This window comes from Metabacillus indicus LMG 22858, assembly GCF_000708755.2.
In the GTDB taxonomy this organism is placed as follows: domain Bacteria; phylum Bacillota; class Bacilli; order Bacillales; family Bacillaceae; genus Bacillus_P; species Bacillus_P indicus.
On the sequence record NZ_JGVU02000022.1, the window covers coordinates 42,821 to 60,775 of the forward strand.

At 44.2% G+C, this 17,955-nt stretch carries 15 protein-coding genes and 1 riboswitch; of the genes, 12 read left to right on the forward strand and 3 right to left on the reverse strand.

What is annotated here, in order from left to right; translation table 11 throughout:
• Window positions 1–55 precede the first annotated feature (55 nt).
• The 6 genes from AZ46_RS19925 to AZ46_RS19950 all read left to right on the forward strand — a co-directional run bounded on the left by AZ46_RS19925 (window position 56) and on the right by AZ46_RS19950 (window position 7,446).
• Window positions 56–2,581, forward strand: coding sequence for a cyanophycinase (locus tag AZ46_RS19925; protein WP_029283499.1), 2,526 nt, complete (start codon window positions 56–58; stop codon window positions 2,579–2,581).
• Between the two features lie 401 nt (window positions 2,582–2,982).
• Complete coding sequence (locus AZ46_RS19930) at window positions 2,983–3,648, forward strand: type 1 glutamine amidotransferase domain-containing protein (protein WP_029283501.1); 666 nt, start codon at window positions 2,983–2,985, stop codon at window positions 3,646–3,648.
• 141 nt (window positions 3,649–3,789) lie between these two features.
• Window positions 3,790–4,770, forward strand: coding sequence for a zinc-binding dehydrogenase (locus AZ46_RS19935; RefSeq protein WP_029283502.1), 981 nt, complete (start codon window positions 3,790–3,792; stop codon window positions 4,768–4,770).
• Window positions 4,771–4,790: 20 nt separating this feature from the next.
• Window positions 4,791–5,081: a putative quinol monooxygenase gene (locus AZ46_RS19940; protein ID WP_029283504.1), complete on the forward strand. Its 291-nt coding sequence runs from the start codon at window positions 4,791–4,793 to the stop codon at window positions 5,079–5,081.
• A 119-nt stretch (window positions 5,082–5,200) separates the two neighbouring features.
• Entirely contained in the window at window positions 5,201–6,058 is an 858-nt protein-coding gene (locus AZ46_RS19945; RefSeq protein ID WP_029283506.1) for a LysR family transcriptional regulator, read from the forward strand.
• Between the two features lie 61 nt (window positions 6,059–6,119).
• A riboswitch (purine riboswitch) is annotated at window positions 6,120–6,223 on the forward strand.
• A gap of 188 nt (window positions 6,224–6,411) precedes the next feature.
• The gene (locus AZ46_RS19950) at window positions 6,412–7,446 is read left to right on the forward strand and encodes a PTS sugar transporter subunit IIC (protein ID WP_029283508.1); all 1,035 of its coding nucleotides are present in this window, start codon (window positions 6,412–6,414) and stop codon (window positions 7,444–7,446) included.
• A gap of 75 nt (window positions 7,447–7,521) precedes the next feature.
• Here the strand turns inward: AZ46_RS19950 and bla are convergent, their stop codons facing one another.
• Window positions 7,522–8,448, reverse strand: coding sequence for a class A beta-lactamase (gene bla / locus AZ46_RS19955; RefSeq protein ID WP_029283510.1), 927 nt, complete (start codon window positions 8,446–8,448; stop codon window positions 7,522–7,524).
• 260 nt (window positions 8,449–8,708) lie between these two features.
• On the opposite strand from bla, the gene AZ46_RS19960 reads away from it, so the two are divergent.
• Both AZ46_RS19960 and blaI read left to right on the forward strand, forming a co-directional pair.
• Entirely contained in the window at window positions 8,709–10,511 is a 1,803-nt protein-coding gene (locus tag AZ46_RS19960; protein WP_051865797.1) for a BlaR1 family beta-lactam sensor/signal transducer, read from the forward strand.
• Window positions 10,492–10,872: a penicillinase repressor BlaI gene (gene blaI, locus AZ46_RS19965; protein ID WP_029283513.1), complete on the forward strand. Its 381-nt coding sequence runs from the start codon at window positions 10,492–10,494 to the stop codon at window positions 10,870–10,872. Before AZ46_RS19960 ends, blaI begins: the two co-directional genes overlap by 20 nt.
• 147 nt (window positions 10,873–11,019) lie before the next feature.
• Here the strand turns inward: blaI and AZ46_RS19970 are convergent, their stop codons facing one another.
• Window positions 11,020–12,411 (reverse strand): sigma-54 interaction domain-containing protein, encoded by a 1,392-nt coding sequence (locus tag AZ46_RS19970; protein WP_029283515.1) that lies wholly within the window; start codon window positions 12,409–12,411, stop codon window positions 11,020–11,022.
• A 193-nt stretch (window positions 12,412–12,604) separates the two neighbouring features.
• On the opposite strand from AZ46_RS19970, the gene AZ46_RS19975 reads away from it, so the two are divergent.
• The 3 genes from AZ46_RS19975 to AZ46_RS19985 all read left to right on the forward strand — a co-directional run bounded on the left by AZ46_RS19975 (window position 12,605) and on the right by AZ46_RS19985 (window position 15,815).
• Window positions 12,605–13,807 carry an ornithine--oxo-acid transaminase gene (locus tag AZ46_RS19975; RefSeq protein ID WP_029283517.1) on the forward strand — a complete coding sequence of 401 codons (1,203 nt, stop codon included), beginning with the start codon at window positions 12,605–12,607 and terminating at the stop codon, window positions 13,805–13,807.
• A 31-nt stretch (window positions 13,808–13,838) separates the two neighbouring features.
• Window positions 13,839–15,119 carry a Glu/Leu/Phe/Val family dehydrogenase gene (locus AZ46_RS19980; RefSeq protein WP_029283519.1) on the forward strand — a complete coding sequence of 427 codons (1,281 nt, stop codon included), beginning with the start codon at window positions 13,839–13,841 and terminating at the stop codon, window positions 15,117–15,119.
• A 129-nt stretch (window positions 15,120–15,248) separates the two neighbouring features.
• Window positions 15,249–15,815, forward strand: a complete 567-nt coding sequence (locus tag AZ46_RS19985) for a GNAT family N-acetyltransferase (RefSeq protein ID WP_029283521.1) — start codon at window positions 15,249–15,251, stop codon at window positions 15,813–15,815.
• 48 nt (window positions 15,816–15,863) lie between these two features.
• Here the strand turns inward: AZ46_RS19985 and AZ46_RS19990 are convergent, their stop codons facing one another.
• Complete coding sequence (locus AZ46_RS19990) at window positions 15,864–16,514, reverse strand: phosphatase PAP2 family protein (RefSeq protein ID WP_029283523.1); 651 nt, start codon at window positions 16,512–16,514, stop codon at window positions 15,864–15,866.
• 117 nt (window positions 16,515–16,631) lie between these two features.
• On the opposite strand from AZ46_RS19990, the gene AZ46_RS19995 reads away from it, so the two are divergent.
• Window positions 16,632–17,444 carry a YihY/virulence factor BrkB family protein gene (locus AZ46_RS19995; RefSeq protein ID WP_035207743.1) on the forward strand — a complete coding sequence of 271 codons (813 nt, stop codon included), beginning with the start codon at window positions 16,632–16,634 and terminating at the stop codon, window positions 17,442–17,444.
• Window positions 17,445–17,955 lie beyond the last annotated feature (511 nt).

Here is a 17,955-nt window from a genome sequence, read left to right on the forward strand (position 1 = left end):
TGAAAATCAGCCTGCGTATACAGACAAACATCCAACATTAAGAGGGGGAATTGGAGTGAAGAAACGTATCAGCATGCTAGCAGCAGCCTGTCTTCTGGCGTCAAGCTTCAGCATTCCGGCAGGAGCCGCCGGCAAAGAGGAAATCAAAGGAAGCCTCGTTATTGCCGGGGGATCTTTAGGAAGCAGCAACAAAGCGGTTTATGATGCTTTCATTAACCGTGCTGGAGGCGCCGGGAATGCTAAAATCGGGATCATACCTGCAGCGAGCGGGAAGTTGAAATCATCAAATGAGTTTAAAGCAGACCTTGTGAAATACGGTGTTGATTCCGCAAATGTTGAAATCCTCCCAATTTCTGATCATGATTTCAGCGATACAGATTTTGACGAAAAGCAATGGGCGGAAAATGTGAATAAACAGGGAACCGTTAATCAAATAAAAGAGCTCGATGCCATCTGGTTTGTAGGCGGGGATCAGCTTAAAATCACGAGCACCCTTTTTAACGATGGAGGAAAGCGGACAAAAGCGCTGGATGCCATCTGGGATATTTATGAAAAAGGTGCAGTCATCGGAGGGACAAGCGCCGGCGCTGCCATCATGAGTGATGTGATGATTACAGGCGGCGACAGCCTTGGCGGCCTTAAAGGCGAGTTTACAACAAAGGATCAGTCTAACCCTGATAAAGAATATGCCCCTGTCTACATTGAAAAAGGACTTGGCTTTTTCCAGCACGGCATTGTGGACCAGCACTTCGATGAGCGTGCACGACTTGGACGTCTCGCTGCAGCTGCTGTGAAGTTTGAAACGAATAAGAAAACAAACTATTCATACGGAATTGACGAAGATACAGCCTTAATCGTAGACAACAAGACCAAAACAGCGGAGATTGCCGGCCGCGGCGGCGTGACGGTTGTGGATACTAGCAAGGCGAAGCATGCGAGCAAAAATCTTCACCCTGTAAACAATGTGGAGCTGAGCTTTTTGTCGCCTGGGGATAAGATCGATTTGAAAACGAAAGCTTTTACTTTCAGAAGCGACAAGCTGGACACAAGAGGCTACGAATATTATTCGTTCAAACCGCTTGATGCCACCGGCGTACTAACGTCATACGGAAGGCTGAAGCCGTACCTATCCTATTCGCTTGTTGATAATAGCTCAACAGACTCAGTAAAAAGCTACTTATATGACAGCAAAGGAAAAGGATTCGCTTTAACCTTCAGCAAAACGGATGGAACAAACGGCTACTGGGGCTATCAGGACGGACAGAAAGATGACTATTCAATTGTGAAGGTCAAAATGGATGTCTCACCGGTGAAGGTTTCATTCAAGAAGGATGACAAGGCGTTTAAAGACTATAAACCTTCTAACTTTACGGTTCCTAGCAAGCAGGACCGCGGTGACATTAAAGGAAATCTGGTCATTGCAGGCGGCGCTCTTGGATCAACAAACGAGTCGGTTTACAAATCGTTCATCGATCTTGCAAACGGGAAAACGGATGCCAAATTCGGAATTGTTCCGGCAGCGAGCGGATCACTAAGTTCAAGCAATACGTTTAAAAAGGATTTGATTCGATACGGAGTAAAAGAAGAAAACATTCAAATCCTGCCTGTGACTGTTACAAATTACAAGGATACTCCTCAGAATGATGCAGCTGAATGGGACGCGACGAAGAATTCAGATGAAGCAGTCTCCAGAATAAAAGAACTAGACGCCATCTGGTTCGTCGGGGGAGATCAAACGAAAATCACGAAAGCTCTTTTCAACACGGATCAGTCCGAATCAAAAGCGCTGTCGGCCATCTGGGACATCTACAAAGACGGTGCAGTTCTTGGAGGAACGAGTGCCGGGGCTGCGATTATGAGTGACGTTATGCTTGCAGGCGGAGGAAGTCTTGACACTCTTGCAAAAGGGTTCACTGACACCTATGACGGCATGCAGCAGCAGGAAGGCGGACCGGGCTATCTCGAGCGCGGACTCGGCTTCTTCCAATACGGCATCATTGACCAGCATTTCGACAACAAAGCCCGTCTCGGAAGACTGATTGCAACAGCTTATGAAAAAGGAGACCGCAATCAGCTTTCTTACGGAATTGATGAAGATACAGCCATGGTTGTCCGCAATGCCGAGAAGAAAATAGAAGTAATCGGCCGTGCAGGGGTTACAGTCGTTGATCTGTCAGAAGTTCAGACAAACCCGGCGGCTCAAAGCCAATATAAAAATATCCAGCTGTCCTCACTAGCAGAAGGCGACTCTGTCGACCTTAAAACGAAGGAATTCAGCATCAGCGAACACAAAGTCAGCACAACAGGATACGAATACGGAGATTACCAGGCTGCGCCGCACTCAGGCGTACTGACTCCGCACGGAACACTCAGCAAATTCATTTCCTACAACCTTGTTGACAACTTCGGAGAAAAAGAAGTAAAAAGCTATGCCTTCAACCAGGGAAAAGGCGTTGAGCTCACATTCAGAAAAACAGAAAAAACCCACGGATTCTGGGGCTACAAAGACGGCGGCAAAGATGATTATTCATTCGTAAATGCCGTCCTTGATATCCAGCCTGTTTCTGTAAAAGTAAAATAACCTTTCAGACCAAGCCGCTTTTGGCTTGGTTTTTTGATGCTTAAAACAAGCATACATACCCAAAACTCCAGTGGACTGAAGCGGAAGGAACTTGACTCCTGCGGGATGAAGAGGGCACGGGAGACCCCGCAGGCTGGCCGAGGAGGCTCCCGGCCCTCCCCGCGGAAAGCAAGTACCTGGAGTGCAAGGGAACGGGTACGATTTTGGATTTATATTCAGCACAAAAACAGCCTGCAGAGGTTCATAGGGTTAATCTTGTACCTGGAACGAAAAGGAACGGATTTTACCAATAAAAATATTTATACATAAACAAAAAATATCTAATTTGTATTATAGATAACATCGAGCTAAACTAGGAATTGTTAAACAAACAAACCAACACACTCAGGAGGTAACACATTATGAGTAAACATATACTAATGGTCGTGACAACGGCTGACAAAATGAACGAGGATCACGCAACAGGACTTTGGCTCTCTGAATTCGGAGAAGCTTACGTTGAATTTAAAAAAGCCGGCTTTGACATCACAGTGGCAAGTCCCCTTGGCGGAAAAGCCCCGGTTGATGCACGCAGCTTAGAAGGCGGCGAAACTCCGCAGGAAATTCTTGACACAGCTCAATACCTTGAAAATACAGTAAAGCTTGAAGACGTGAAAGATGTATCTGCTTTTGATGCAATTTTCCTTCCAGGCGGACACGGAACCATGTTTGATCTTCCGGATAACGTGAAGCTCCAGGAACTGATCCGTGACCTGTACGAAGCAGAAAAAATTGTAGCTGCTGTATGCCACGGTCCAGCAGGTCTTGTAGGCGTGAAGCTTTCAGACGGCACACCGCTTATTGCAGGCAAAGCCGTTACTGCTTTTACAGATGAAGAAGAAAGAGCAACAACACTAGACCGCTTCATGCCGTTCCTTCTTGAAACACGCATGCGCGAGCTTGGAGCAAAATTTGTTGCAGCAGAGAACTGGACAGACCATCTTCAGGCTGACGGCCGACTAATTACGGGACAAAACCCGCAGTCTACAATCAGCGTAGCTAAAGAAGTCGTAAAACAATTAAGCTAACTCACGGCGGAAGCCTGTAAACTGCGGTTTACAGGTCTTCTTCTTTTATGTGCGGTTTTTTTTGCCGCAAAAAGAAAAGAACTTTTTTAAAACACAGGAAAGACTATTTGATGAAAGAACATATAAGGAGTGTCAGAAATGATGAAAGCATTACTGCTTAACGGCAAAAATGAATGGAAGAACATGAAGATTGAAGAAACAGAAAAACCGGCACCTCAAAAAGGTGAGGTTGTAGTCGAAATCCATGCAGCGGGGCTGAATCCGGTTGACTATAAAACAGGAACGAACGGCAACCCGAACTGGTCATTCCCTCACATTCTTGGCCTTGATGCAGCCGGAACAATCCATGAAGTCGGCGAAGGCGTCACTGAATGGAAAAAGGGAGACCGTGTTGTGTACCACGGAGATTTTAACAAAAAAGGGGCTTATGCAGAGTATGGCGTGACAACGGCTCATACGATTTCACGCATACCGGACAGCATCACGTTTGAAGAAGCGGCTGCTCTTCCAACTGCAGGATACACGGCGTATCAGGCGCTGTTCCGCAAGCTTCCGATGAATGCCATTGAGACCATCTTGATTCACGGAGGAGCAGGCGGAGTCGGCGGCTTTGGCATTCAGCTTGCAAAAGCGGCGGGCAAAACAGTCATTACAACAGCATCAGAACGCAACCATGACTATGTTCTTTCACTCGGAGCAGATCATGTCATTGATTACACAAAAGAAGATGTAAAAGCGAAGGTAATGGAACTGACAGACGGACGGGGAGTGGACGCTGTCCTCGATACAGTCGGAAGAGACAATGCAACAGCATCACTTGATTTGATTGCCTACAACGGGCACATTGCCCACATTGCCGGAGCACCGGATTACTCCCGTGTGAAACCATTTACAAAGGTCATCTCCTTCCATGAAATTGCTTTGAATGCGATTCATCATCACAATGATGTAATCTCAGAGCGCGATCTTGCAAAAATGGGCGATGAGCTACTGAAAATGGTCGAAGAGAAAAAAGTTTCACCGCTGCTTGAGAGAGTTATTACACTCGAAGAAGTGCCGCAAACGCTAGAGGAGCTTTCAAATCGTCATGTAAAAGGAAAAATCGTTGCAAAAATAAAATAACATAAAGGGGCAATCCATTCATGCAGCCAATTACAATCACAGCGATATTAACAGCTAAACAAGGCAGAGAAGCGGAACTCAGAGCAGAGCTTCAAAACTTGCTTGCCCCCTCTCGTGCTGAGGAAGGATGCATGGAATACTCGCTGCACGAATCTGCAGAAGATGAACGTGTATTCGTCTTTTACGAAACGTGGAAGGATGCGGAGGCCCTGCAGCAGCACATTGATTCGGCACATTATCAGGCCTACAGAAAAAATACGGCAGATTTAATGGAAAGCCGGCAAGTGCTTAAACTGAGAAAACTGTCATAAAACGGCATCCAGACACCGACCGCTTAGTCCGTCGGTGTCCTTTTTTATATAATAAAAGAATACTTCATAGCGATAACGATAAAAATTTTTATAACAGAATTAAAGGGAGAGAGCTTGAAATGATTGATTTTGAATGGTACCGGAGCTTTATCAGCATCTACCAGCACAGGTCTGTCTCCGGAGCTGCAAAAGCACGCATTCTTACTCAGCCCGCGATGAGCCAGCACTTGGCAGCACTTGAGGCTGAAGTCGGGGAACCGCTGTTCACGCGTGCTCCGCGGAAAATGATCCCGACAGAAAAGGGGAAGGAACTATACACAAAGCTTGTGCCGCTGATTGAGAACCTTGAAAAAATGACGCTGTCGATCCGGTATGCCTCAGCATCTGCATCTTCAGCACCGCTGATTCGAATAGGTTCGCCGGCAGAATACTTCACAAAAACGGCTTTAGGAAAGCTGACTGTTATGGACATACGGATGTCAGTTCACTTTGATGTGGCTCCGGTTCTCCTGGATGCTCTGCAAAAAGATGAGACGGACCTCATTTTAACGACTCAGAAGGTTCAGGTAGCGGGTATTGACTATGAAAAATTAGAGGACGAGCACTTTGTCCTTGTTGCCCCTGCGGGTTATCCAGAAGCGGAGGAAACAGAAGACTGGATGAAGAGTCAGAAATGGTTGAGCTATGGTCTTGAACTCCCGATTATCAGAAGATTTTTCAGGGTCCACTTCGGAAAACGTCCGGAAATTCAACCCCACTGCATTTTTCCTGATTTAAGAACCATTCTTGAAGCGGTTGAAATGGGGATGGGCATCAGTGTCCTGCCTGAATATTTGATAAAGGACTCTCTCCATGCCGGAAAAATAAAGATCCTGTTTCCGGAACGCAAAGTCGAGAATACTATTTTTGCCGCTTATAAAGTTGAGAATAAAGACAACCCTTATCTCGGCGAGGTACTGAAGGTGCTGAAAAAGTAAACAATTCTGAACTTTTTCAGGCTGTTGTTAGAAGTGCCATTATGAGTTATACTTTTACGTATTATTCAAAATTTTTTATTCTTGTATAATTTCAGGTAAGAGGGTCTGAACGTTTCTACCTGGCAGCCGATAAAATGCCAGACTACAAGAAAGTGTGTACAGCAAAAAATGAGTTTATACGGATGCTGCAGTCTGAAGTCTTTCAGATTGACCGTGTCTTTTCCATGCTCTTATTTTGCCATGCTTTCTGTCTAGCGGCTGATGGTGTGGGAAAATAGGGGCTTTTTATTTGATTTTATGCAGAATACGTAAAAGAGCAATTACGCTCTTTTTCAGCCGGAGGAGAGAGACAGATGGATTTAGTAAAAGGAACAGTGCTCTTATTAGTCGTACTAGGTTTATTTTCATTATTCAGCTATAAAGCTCCAAAGGGCATGAAAGCGATGGGAGCTCTCGCGAACGCTGCTGTGGCGGCCTTTCTGGTTGAAGCCTTTCAGCGATTTGTAGGGGGAGATCTCCTGAAAATTGAATTTCTCGGAGAAGTGGGAGATGCTGCAGGCAGTATGGGAGGAGTTGCAGCTGCAGCTCTTGTCGCACTTGCGCTTGGGGTGTCGCCTGTTTATGCCCTGATGCTTGGCGTATCCTGTGCGGGACTCGGTTTACTGCCGGGCTTTTTTGCAGGCTATGTTGTGGCGTTCCTGGTGAAATGGATTGAGAAAAAAACCCCTGCCGGATTGGATTTGCTCGTTACGATCATTGTGGCGGCGCCGCTTGTCCGCTTCATCGGAAATGGTCTGACGCCGGTCGTTGATGCGACGCTTCTGAACATTGGCGGCATTATTACCGAAACGGCCAACAGCAATCCTGTTCTGATGGGAATTATCCTTGGTGGAGTCATCACGGTGGTAGCCACTGCACCGCTTAGCTCCATGGCTCTTACTGCGATGCTTGGATTAACAGGCCTGCCAATGGCCATAGGGGCACTTGCCGTATTTGGATCGTCCTTTATGAACTATGTCCTCTTCAGCCGACTGAAATTTGGCGACAGACGGACGACGATTGCCGTTGCTATTGAGCCTCTGACGCAGGCGGACATTATTACCGCGAATCCTGTGCCTGTTTACGTCACGAACTTCTTCGGCGGGGCAGCTGCAGGGGTTGTTGTTTCCTTGTTCGGACTTGTCAATGATGCCACAGGAACAGCAACACCGATTGCAGGTCTTGCGGTCATGTACGGCTTCAATGATCCAATGACCGTTACAATCGCAGCAGCCCTATGCGCCATTGCAGGCGGAATCGCAGGACTGCTAGGTTCCATCGTGTTTAGAAATTTCAAGATTAAAACTGTTTCAGAGATTAGAAAAAGCAGTGTGAAAGAGGCTGCATGAGAACAATAGTTTAACTCTTCAACAAACTAAAAACAGGGACTCCAGCTGGAAGTGGAGTTCCTGTTTTTTTATAATCTATTTATTTTTGTCTTTAAGCGCTTTAATTGCTTTTTCTGTTGCTTCAGCAATAAGCTTGTCGTTATATTCAGCATCTTTTTTATCACGGCTTGAAAGGACAGCAAGCACAATAGGATCTCCTTTTGATGGCCAAATGATGGCAATGTCATTCCGCGTACCGTATGATGCTGCTCCAGTTTTATCAGCTACTTCCCATCCTTCCGGCACTCCAGCCCGAATTAACGCATCTCCAGTAGTATTCCTCTTCATCCAATCTATTAAAAGTTCACGTTTCTCGGGTGGAAGTGCATCTCCCAATATAAAAGCCTGAAGACTTGCAGCAAGTGCTCTCGGGGTACTCGTATCATGAGTTTCACCAGGATTGACTTCATTCAAATCTGGCTCAAAACGCTCAGGGCTTGTCGTGTTATCTCCAATATCCTCCAGTGCTTTCTTAAATCCTGCCGGCCCGTCCAATTGTTTAAGGATAAGGTTCCCTGCAGTATTGTCACTGTATCGAAGAGAAGCATCAGCAAGCTCCTTAAGAGTCATCCCCGTATCAATATACTTTTCTGTAATCGGATTATAATTAACTAGATCCTCGCTTGTATAAGCAATTCTTTGATTAAGATCTTCTAAAGATTTCTGTTGTAAAAGGACTCCTACAGCCAGAGCCTTATGAGTAGATGCATAAGCAAAACGCTCATCTGGATGATAGCTTACTGTTTGGTTTGTGCCAGTATCCAACGCAAAGACACCAAGTTTGGCATCATATCTTTCTTCAAGCTCAGCAAAATCATGATGATGGGCATTTTCTTTTTCCTTGGTTTTAGTTAAACTGGTATGAATATCGTTGTTTGAACAACCTGCAAGAGCTGCACATGAAAGAAATAGTACAGGGACAATTTTTCTAAATGTGAAAGTACTAAAGCTCAATGATTTCATTAAAATTCAACCTCTTTCTGAAAAATATTTGTTATGTATCTTCTCTGATAGCAACCGCACCTTTAGTTCTTGATGTAGAATGAAGACCATCTAAGACTATTAAAAGATTACATTTGTAGTCCGACTACATCTGTAGTAAAGTATTACATATGTAATCAAGCTAAGTCAATCCTTAATTTTTTTATCATCAAGCCACTATGAGTATGCTATATTCCTGTATTTTAAAAATTTTATAGTCAAGAGAGGTGGTTTTGAAGGACATGATTTTAACTCAGTTTATAATAGGTCTATTGGTGTCTTCCTTTTCCGTTACTGTGATCTTGCTTATAAGAATGTGGTTCCGAAGACAATTAACGGCAAAATGGACCTATCATTTGTGGATGCTGCTTTTTTTTGCTTTAGCACTTCCATTCATTCCTGCTAGTTTGTATAATTTTAGTTCTCTCTTTAGCAGTGGGGAGACGTATCAGACTAATGCGCCAGGCTCTAATACTGGAAAAAATGGAACTCAGAGTCTGCACCTTTTACAAGATTTTTCTGAATCTGTCAACCGGCCTGACCTGTCTTTCCTTAATATGAGTGTGATGGGCTTATGGATGTCAGGGGTGCTTATACTTACCTTTATGATGCTGCGCGGATGGATCAAACTTAGAAGGATAAAGAAGGAATCTTCTTCGTTTGGCAATAAAGAAGTTCTCGTCCTTTTCGAAGAATGCAAGAAAAGACTGCAGATTAAAAAATCAATTAAGATTGTTCATTCGAAGAGTGTCCAATCTCCAATGATTTTCGGACTTTTTCAAACATATATCGTGTTACCTTTTCAGCATGAACACTGGCTTAGCTTGAAAAATTACGAGTATATCTTTCTTCATGAACTGAGTCACTATAAAAACAAGGATTTGCTGACAAATGTCGTGATATTGTTCTATCAAATCATTTATTGGTTCAATCCCCTTATCTGGCTTGCTTTTAAAAAAATGAGATTCGATCGGGAAATTGCATGCGATGCATCTGTCTTACAGTTACTGGATGATCACTCTATTAGTGATTATGGACATACAATCATTAACTTTCTGGCTCTTTCAAAGCGGTCAAGTAAGCTGCAGTTAGTGACGCAATTAGACGGTTCGAAGGTCCAAATTAAAAAACGAATTGAGCAAATTTCTGCCTACAAGAATTCCGCAAAAAAACCAATCAGAAAAAGCATCTTTATTTATGTTTTGGCCAGTGTCATACTAACGATTCAGTTACCTTTCGTTTCTGCATTTTCTACGGAAAACGACCGATACTATTTCAGTAATGACAGAGCAGCGTATAAAGATTTGCATCAATTCTTTCGTGGGTATGAAGGAAGCTTTGTTTTATATGATCATAATGCACAGCAATATCACATTTATAATGAAGAGAAAAGTACGCTGCGGGTGTCACCTGATTCCACATACAAAATTTACAGTGCCTTATTCGCACTGGAATCAAATGTAATCTCACCTGAAGAATCCACTCTTGCATGGGATGGGAAGGAGCAGCCCTATAACGCTTGGAATGAGGATCAGGATCTCTCATCTGCTCTTCAAAAATCTGTAAGCTGGTATTTCCAGGAAGTAGATCGCAGAACAGGATTTGAAACTATACACTCCAATCTAAAAGAGATAAACTATGGAAATTCTGATATATCAGGGGGAATGGATGAATTTTGGCTAGAATCCTCATTGAAAATATCTCCTGTCGAGCAAGTTAAACTGCTGCATTCCTTTTATTACAATAAATTTGGATATAATGAAAAGCATATCAAAACTGTGAAAGAAGCACTGCTCATAGAAAATCATGAAGAAGCCCGCCTCTCGGGAAAAACTGGTACAGGAACAGTAAATGGAAAAAATATCAATGGCTGGTTTATCGGTTATGTAGAGACGAAGGACAATACATACTTCTTTGCTGCCAATATACAAAACGAAGTTAATTCAACAGGAAGCAAGGCGGCAGAAATCACATTATCAATCTTACAAGATTTAGGAATCTATAAAGGGAATGGAGGGGTGGAATATGGAGAAAAGCATACCTAGTATTTCAGAATCAGAATGGGAAATCATGAACGTACTTTGGGACAAAGCCCCTCGAACAGCGAGTGACATCATATCTTCCTTACAGGAAAGTTCCAACTGGAAGCCGAAAACAATACGCACTCTTCTCGATCGATTGGTTCAAAAAGATGTAGTAGGTGTCAATAAAAATCTGAGAGTTTACACCTTTTACCCGCTTTATACGCAGGAAGAATGCCAGCGTGCCGAGACTGAATCATTTATCAACCGCATCTACGGAGGCACCCTGAAATCCATGCTTGTCCAATTTATTCAGGAAGATACACTATCTGATGATGATATTAATGAACTTCGCTTTATGTTAAATAAGAAACCTGAAAAGTAATACCAAAAAAGTCGATTTGGAATGTTTCCAAATCGTTTTTTTTGTTTGGATCGCACTACAAGAAGCACACCATTAATAAATGATGTGCAAGTTTTAGATTTATTTAATTGCATTTCTAAACGTAATGGGCGCAGCTAAGAAAGTTTTTTATGCCTGTATACCAAGCTTCTTCATCCTATACTGCAGGCTCTGACGGCTCAGCCCGGCATCTGCCGCGGTTTTTGTGATGTTGCCCCGGTTTTTTTTCAGCATGGAGCGGATATAGCCTGCTTCTGTCCGCTCCAAATGCTCTTTCAGCTGTATGTCTTCTGTCCCTTCCTCGAGGTGTATCTCAAAAGGTGCGGCAGAGGAAGATGTTCTCGTAAATGACTTTGAGCGGAAATGCATGGGAAGGTGGCTGAAGCGGATCGTATCTTCATCTGCCATCACATTCATCGCACCTTCAATCATATGCTGCAGTTCCCTTACATTGCCGGGCCAGTCATACGTGATCAGCATGTCCATGACCTCCTGATCAACACGCCGCACGTCCATTTGGAACAGCTCATTATATTTTCTGATAAAGCGCTGAATAAGAAGAGGGATATCTTCGGTTCTGTCTCTCAGAGGAGGGACAAAAACAGTGACTACGCTTAATCGGTAATAAAGGTCTTTTCGCATCCGGTCTTTCGTGATGGCTTCAACAGGATCTTCGTTGATGGTAGCGATGATCCGCACATCAATCGGAGTGTCTTTCGTATCGCCTATCCTTCTGATCGTTCTCTCCTGCAAAGCCCGAAGCAGCTTGGACTGGAGGTTTGGATTCAATGAGTTGATTTCATCAAGCAGCAGTGTGCCGCCTTCTGCCTGTTCAAATAAACCCGGATGATCAACAGCCCCTGAAAAAGCCCCTTTTTTTGTGCCGAACAGCAGGCTTTCAATCAAGTTGTCCGGAAGTGCGGCGCAGTTCTGGGAAATAAACGGGGCGGCTGATCGGCTGCTTCCATTGTGTATGCTTTGAGCGAACAGCTCTTTGCCTGTTCCGGTTTCGCCGACTATCAGAACAGAGGAGGTTGTCCTTGTCGCCCTTTTTGCACCTTCAATCACATCTTTTATAGCAGAACCTTCTCCGATGATACTGTCAAACGTGTAAGATGTTCCGCTTCTTCCTTTTATCGTGTTCTTCATCAGACTTTCAATCTTGGTCATGTCTTTGGCAATTTCGACCGCGCCAATAATCTCATGGCCGTTTTTGATTGGAAAAGTGTTATTGACCGTTGTAATCTCCTTGCCCCTGTTGTTGAAGTAAGTCTGTTTGCTGTTCTTTGTTTCCGTTCCGTTTTGGAGAGCCTGCACAAGTGTGCTTCCTTCCTTTGAAAACATAAAGACGTCAAGGAGGTTTTTGTGCATCACATCTTTGCTGTCCATTGATTCAAGCTGGGACATTTTTTTGTTGTAAAGAATGGTGGTGCCGTTTTTGTCTATCACATGGAGCCCGACATCTATTTCATCGATGATGGCTTCCATGAAAAGCTGCATGTATTCTATGTTTATATTCATCATATTTTCTCCGGATTTTTCTTCTATTTTACTCTCATTCTGAATGGAGTGCAAAAATTTTTTGCGTTTAATAAGCAAAAAAAGTTGGCGGTGCAAAATGACTTTGCACATCAAAGCTGATTCTTTCAGCGAATGAACGTTGGCACAGAACTTGCATTTACATGTGTAAGGAAAGTATGAAGGAGGAAACAAAATGACAACTTTGACAAAATCACAGGAACTGATCCAGCAGACATCCAAGTTTGGAGCAAACAACTACCATCCGCTGCCGATCGTAATTTCTGAAGCGCTGGGTGTATGGGTGAAGGATCCTGAAGGAAATGAGTATATGGATATGCTGAGCGCATATTCTGCTGTGAATCAGGGTCACAGGCATCCGAAAATCATCAAAGCCCTGAAAGATCAGGCAGATAAAATTACCCTGACATCCCGAGCTTTTCACAATGACCAGTTAGGCCCGTTTTATGAAATGACGGCAAAGCTGACGGGAAAAGAGATGGTTCTGCCGATGAATACGGGGGCAGAAGCAGTAGAAACGGCCATAAAAGCAGCACGCAGATGGGCATATGAGGTGAAAGGCGTGGAAGAAAATCGTGCTGAGATTATCGCATGCATCGGGAATTTTCACGGCCGTACAATGTCAGCTGTGTCCCTGTCATCAGAAGAAGAATACAAGCGCGGCTTTGGTCCAATGCTCCCGGGCATCAAACTGATTCCATACGGAGATCTTGAAGCTTTAAAAGAAGCAATTACGCCTAATACGGCAGCCTTTTTAATTGAACCAATCCAAGGAGAAGCAGGCATCGTCATTCCGCCTGATGGTTTCCTGAAGCAGGCATCCGTGCTGTGTCAGGAACAAAACGTCCTGTTTATTGCCGATGAAATTCAGTCAGGTCTTGGCAGGTCCGGGAAAACATTTGCATGTGACTGGGAAGATGTTGCTCCTGATATGTACATTTTGGGCAAAGCACTCGGAGGCGGGGTATTCCCAATTTCATGTGTGGCCGCAAATAAGGACATACTTGGTGTTTTCAACCCGGGATCACACGGTTCCACGTTTGGAGGAAATCCTCTGGCATGTGCTGTTTCGGTTGCTGCGCTTGAGGTGCTGGAAGAGGAGAAGCTTGCTGAGCGTTCACTGAGACTTGGAGCTTATTTTAAAGAGAAGCTTGCAGAAATAAAAAATCCTCTCATTAAGGAAGTGCGAGGGAGAGGCTTATTTATTGGGGTAGAGCTGACAGTTCCTGCACGCCCTTACTGCGAAAAGCTTAAGGAAGAAGGCCTGCTCTGCAAAGAGACGCATGAAACGGTTATCCGTTTTGCACCGCCGCTTGTGATTTCAGAAGACGATCTCCAGTGGGCAATCGAACGTATTACGAGAGTACTTTCTAAATAAAAAGCTATTATCATATCAATGGGGTGGAATCATGGGGATTATTAAGGACGTACAACAGGCAGATAAAGAAAAAGAAAGCTTGAATTTATTTCAGTCGACGCAGACAATTATTAAAGAGGCTTTGGGGAAATTAGGCTACTCAGAAGAATTTTATGAGCTGTTGAAGGAGCCTGTCAGGATGCTGACTGTCCGCATCCCGATTCAGATGGATGACGGATCAGTTAAAGTGTTTACCGGCTACCGTTCCCAGCACAACGATGCCGTCGGTCCGACAAAGGGCGGCGTGCGCTTTCATCCGGAAGTAAATGAAGATGAAGTAAAAGCCCTCTCCATCTGGATGAGCTTAAAATGCGGCATAGTCAATCTTCCTTACGGCGGAGGGAAAGGCGGCATCATCTGCGACCCGAGAGAAATGTCATTAAAAGAGCTCGAAAGACTGAGCCGCGGATACGTCCGTGCCGTCAGCCAGATTGTAGGTCCTACAAAAGATATCCCTGCCCCGGATGTGTTTACAAACTCCCAGATCATGGCGTGGATGATGGATGAATACAGCAGACTGCGCGAGTTTGATTCACCGGGTTTTATAACAGGCAAACCGCTTGTCCTTGGCGGTTCCCACGGAAGAGAAACCGCAACAGCAAGGGGAGTGACGATCTGCATCGAAGAAGCGGCAAAGAAAAAAGGCATCAGCCTTGCAGGTGCCCGTGTAGTCATTCAGGGCTTTGGCAACGCAGGCAGTTTCCTCGCCAAATTCATGCATGATGCAGGGGCAAAAGTCATCGGCATTTCAGATGCCTACGGCGCTCTGCATGATGCAAACGGGCTTGATATTGATTACCTGCTTGACCGCCGCGACAGCTTTGGCACGGTAACAACTCTTTTTACAGATACCATCACAAACCAAGAGCTTCTAGAGCTTGACTGCGACATCCTTGTGCCGGCAGCCATCTCAAACCAGATCACGGCTGAAAACGCCAGTAAGATTAAAGCATCCATTGTCGTAGAAGCAGCAAACGGGCCAACGACGATTGAAGCTACCAAAATTCTCACCCAGCGCGGAGTCCTGCTCGTTCCGGACGTCCTGGCAAGTGCGGGAGGGGTAACCGTTTCCTACTTTGAATGGGTGCAGAACAATCAGGGCTACTACTGGACCGAGGAAGAAGTCGCTGAGCGTCTGCAGAAGGTCATGGTCGATTCGTTTGAAAACACGTTTCAGACTGCACTCATTCACAGAGTTGACATGAGACTTGCCGCCTACATGATCGGAAGCCGTAAAATGGCTGAAGCATCACGTTTCAGAGGGTGGATTTAAATCAGAGCAAAGAACACAAATCCGGATGAGGGTTTGTGTTTTTTTTCTAAAACTGATGCAGAAGCCTGTGATAAACTTAAATAGAGAAATAATGGAAAGCATAGAAGCCAGTTCAAGGGGGATGCAGCATTGAAAGAGACAGAGGAAGGATTTCAAATCACTTCAGAAACAGAAAGATTAATCATTAGACCATTGAAAAAAGAAGATTATGAGAATTGGCTGAATGAATTTGAAGCACGGCATCCATCACAAAATCGGCACGACAGCGGAAAATTTGATATGAGTGAGTGCACAAGGGAATGGTTTGATCAGCTTGTAGACAAATATCAAAAGCTGGCTCTTTCAGATACTGCCCACGTTTTTGATGTTTTTAGAAAAACGGACGACAGACACATAGGTACGGTTGATTTTTCAACCTTGGCAAGAGATGATTTTCAGTGGGGGCGGATCGGATATACCATCCATAATCAGCACTGGAAAAAGGGATACGGCAGCGAAGCGGTGAAAGAAGCTCTGGCGATCGCTTTTCATCATCTGAAGTTCCACCGTATTGAAGCTCATATCAATCTTGATAATGCTGCTTCCGTCCGATTAGCAGAAAGGGCGGGCATGGAATACGAATGCACACGCAAAGGATTTATATACGAAAACGACGAGTGGACGGATCATTTGGTTTATGTCAAAAACGCAGACTGATTTTTTATAAAAAGAGGGACCCCAAAATCATTGGGGTCCCTCTTTTTATTATCTTTGAAGTTTATATTTTAATGCAGCTATACATATCACAAGCCAGGCGCAGCCTGCTGCAAACCCTGCTATCACATCGCTTGGATAATGAACACCAAGGTAGATGCGGCTGAAGCCTATTAATAGAATGAGAAGCATCGACAGGGTCAGAATCAGGACTTTCATGCTCTTTTTTCTGACCATGGTCGTCAGCAGGTAGGCTAAGATGCCGATAAAGGAAAAGGATACCATGGAATGGCCGCTTGGAAAGCTGTAGCCGCTCTCCTCTACAAGTGGATTAAAGGTCGGACGGTCTCTCTTAAACAGCCATTTCAAGTAATAGTTCAGAAGAGATGAGCCGGATACCGATACGATCAGAAACAGACCTTCCCACCATTGTCTGGCAATCAAAAGAAAGATCAGGGCAATGGACATGCCGATCATAATGCCTGTTACAGATCCGAGGGAGGTGACGGCGGACATGATCTCGCCGAAGAATGGAGTGCGGAAGCCGTGTATGTACTGAATGATAGGATTATCAAAGGATTTAAGCTCCATTTCAATCACTTCATCGGCAAATTCGATAAAGACAAAACAGCACGCGCCGATGAGCAGAATGGAGTACATGATGAATGATTTGGACAGGCGCTCTTGTGCTTCGTTTTTCATGAACATGCTCCTTATGCGTTTAATTGTAGGAATACCACGTTTCACAAGCAAGCAAACATGTGGTTTCAATTGCAGGATTTTAGGAAATTAGAATACTACAATTGGAGGTGCTGCACAATGATAAAAGAACTGATAAAACGCATTCAGCTGCATGAAACTGGGGATCAGGCAGCCGTCCTGTCCCATTTCTTCCTGCTCTCATTATTTCCGCTGCTGATTTTTCTTGTAGCACTGCTTCCATACCTGCAGATTGAGACAGCGACAATCGTGGATGTTATTAAGCAATATGCGCCGGCTGAGGCGGGATCCATGCTGACGGACCACTTGACCGGTCTCATGAATGAGCCAAACGGCGGCTTGCTTTCATTCGGTCTTCTTGCCGCCCTCTGGTCTGCTTCTAATGCAACAAACGCCTTAATCCGTTCACTGAACAAAGCGTTTATTGTCGAGGAAACGAGGCCGTTCTGGAAAATCCGCCTTCAGGCCATCATTATGACGGTGGGACTTGTCCTCACGTTCGCTTTGACACTCGTCCTCCCGATCTTCGGAAGCGCCATTATAGAATTTGTCGGCAACTACTTTTCTGTCGTGAGCGAAAATGAAATCTTCTTAAACGTCTTGAGATTCATTATTTCATTTTTTATGATGTGTGCGGTGCTGATGGTACTCTACTATCTTGCACCTAATGAGGATATGACATTGAAAAGTGTGTATTTCGGAGCCATCGTCGCCACGGTCATCTGGCAGGTAATTTCTCTCGGATTTGCCTTTTATGTTTCGCAGTTCGGGAATTATAATGCTACATACGGAAGTATCGGGGGCGTCATCGTGCTGATCATGTGGCTGTATTTATCAGGTTTTGCTATCTTGATCGGAGGAGAGATCAATGCGATTAAAGCCTGTGAGAAGAATGGGAAAAAGTGTGTTTAAGAGGGTTAGAATTAAAAAGCGGAATAGAGCCACGAATCAAATATCTTCAGAAAAAATGTGAATTATGAATTGCCAATGGTAAAATTCCCCGACTAGAATAGTGCCTGATAAGCTATAGCTTGGAAATACTAGTGGGGGATTTTTGTATTAAGTTTTATAAGGATTTTTATGTTTTAACTACTTGAGTTTCTCTCGCCTTATCTGCTGTCGATTAATCCAGAGCAGAAATACGAAAGATAAATAATCTAGTTCAGTATTTGTAATGAATTTGGATTAAATTCTGCTACACCAAAGGCTAGATGGTTTCAGAGGATTTCTTTTACATGTTCTTTCTGATGCGGCCCACATTCAACAATGAGAATGACTTCTGAATTTGTCCCATTGGAAACCTCTGCTTTCTTCTAATAACTTTTTTGTTACTTAATCGGTGATAAATCCTGTCAGAAAACCAATTACTGCCCCAATTAACCCCAAAATAACAGGCCCCCATTCCAATTCAAACTCTCTGCTT

Coding starts and splice junctions, on each gene's coding strand:
- AZ46_RS19975 (WP_029283517.1), top strand. CDS start 12,605: ATGACAACTTTGACAAAATCACAGGAACTGATCCAGCAGACATCCAAG.
- AZ46_RS19970 (WP_029283515.1), bottom strand. CDS start 12,411: ATGAATATAAACATAGAATACATGCAGCTTTTCATGGAAGCCATCATC.
- AZ46_RS19995 (WP_035207743.1), top strand. CDS start 16,632: ATGATAAAAGAACTGATAAAACGCATTCAGCTGCATGAAACTGGGGAT.
- AZ46_RS19990 (WP_029283523.1), bottom strand. CDS start 16,514: ATGAAAAACGAAGCACAAGAGCGCCTGTCCAAATCATTCATCATGTAC.
- bla (WP_029283510.1), bottom strand. CDS start 8,448: ATGAAATCATTGAGCTTTAGTACTTTCACATTTAGAAAAATTGTCCCT.
- AZ46_RS19940 (WP_029283504.1), top strand. CDS start 4,791: ATGCAGCCAATTACAATCACAGCGATATTAACAGCTAAACAAGGCAGA.
- AZ46_RS19980 (WP_029283519.1), top strand. CDS start 13,839: ATGGGGATTATTAAGGACGTACAACAGGCAGATAAAGAAAAAGAAAGC.
- AZ46_RS19935 (WP_029283502.1), top strand. CDS start 3,790: ATGAAAGCATTACTGCTTAACGGCAAAAATGAATGGAAGAACATGAAG.
- AZ46_RS19930 (WP_029283501.1), top strand. CDS start 2,983: ATGAGTAAACATATACTAATGGTCGTGACAACGGCTGACAAAATGAAC.
- blaI (WP_029283513.1), top strand. CDS start 10,492: ATGGAGAAAAGCATACCTAGTATTTCAGAATCAGAATGGGAAATCATG.
- AZ46_RS19960 (WP_051865797.1), top strand. CDS start 8,709: ATGATTTTAACTCAGTTTATAATAGGTCTATTGGTGTCTTCCTTTTCC.
- AZ46_RS19945 (WP_029283506.1), top strand. CDS start 5,201: ATGATTGATTTTGAATGGTACCGGAGCTTTATCAGCATCTACCAGCAC.
- AZ46_RS19950 (WP_029283508.1), top strand. CDS start 6,412: ATGGATTTAGTAAAAGGAACAGTGCTCTTATTAGTCGTACTAGGTTTA.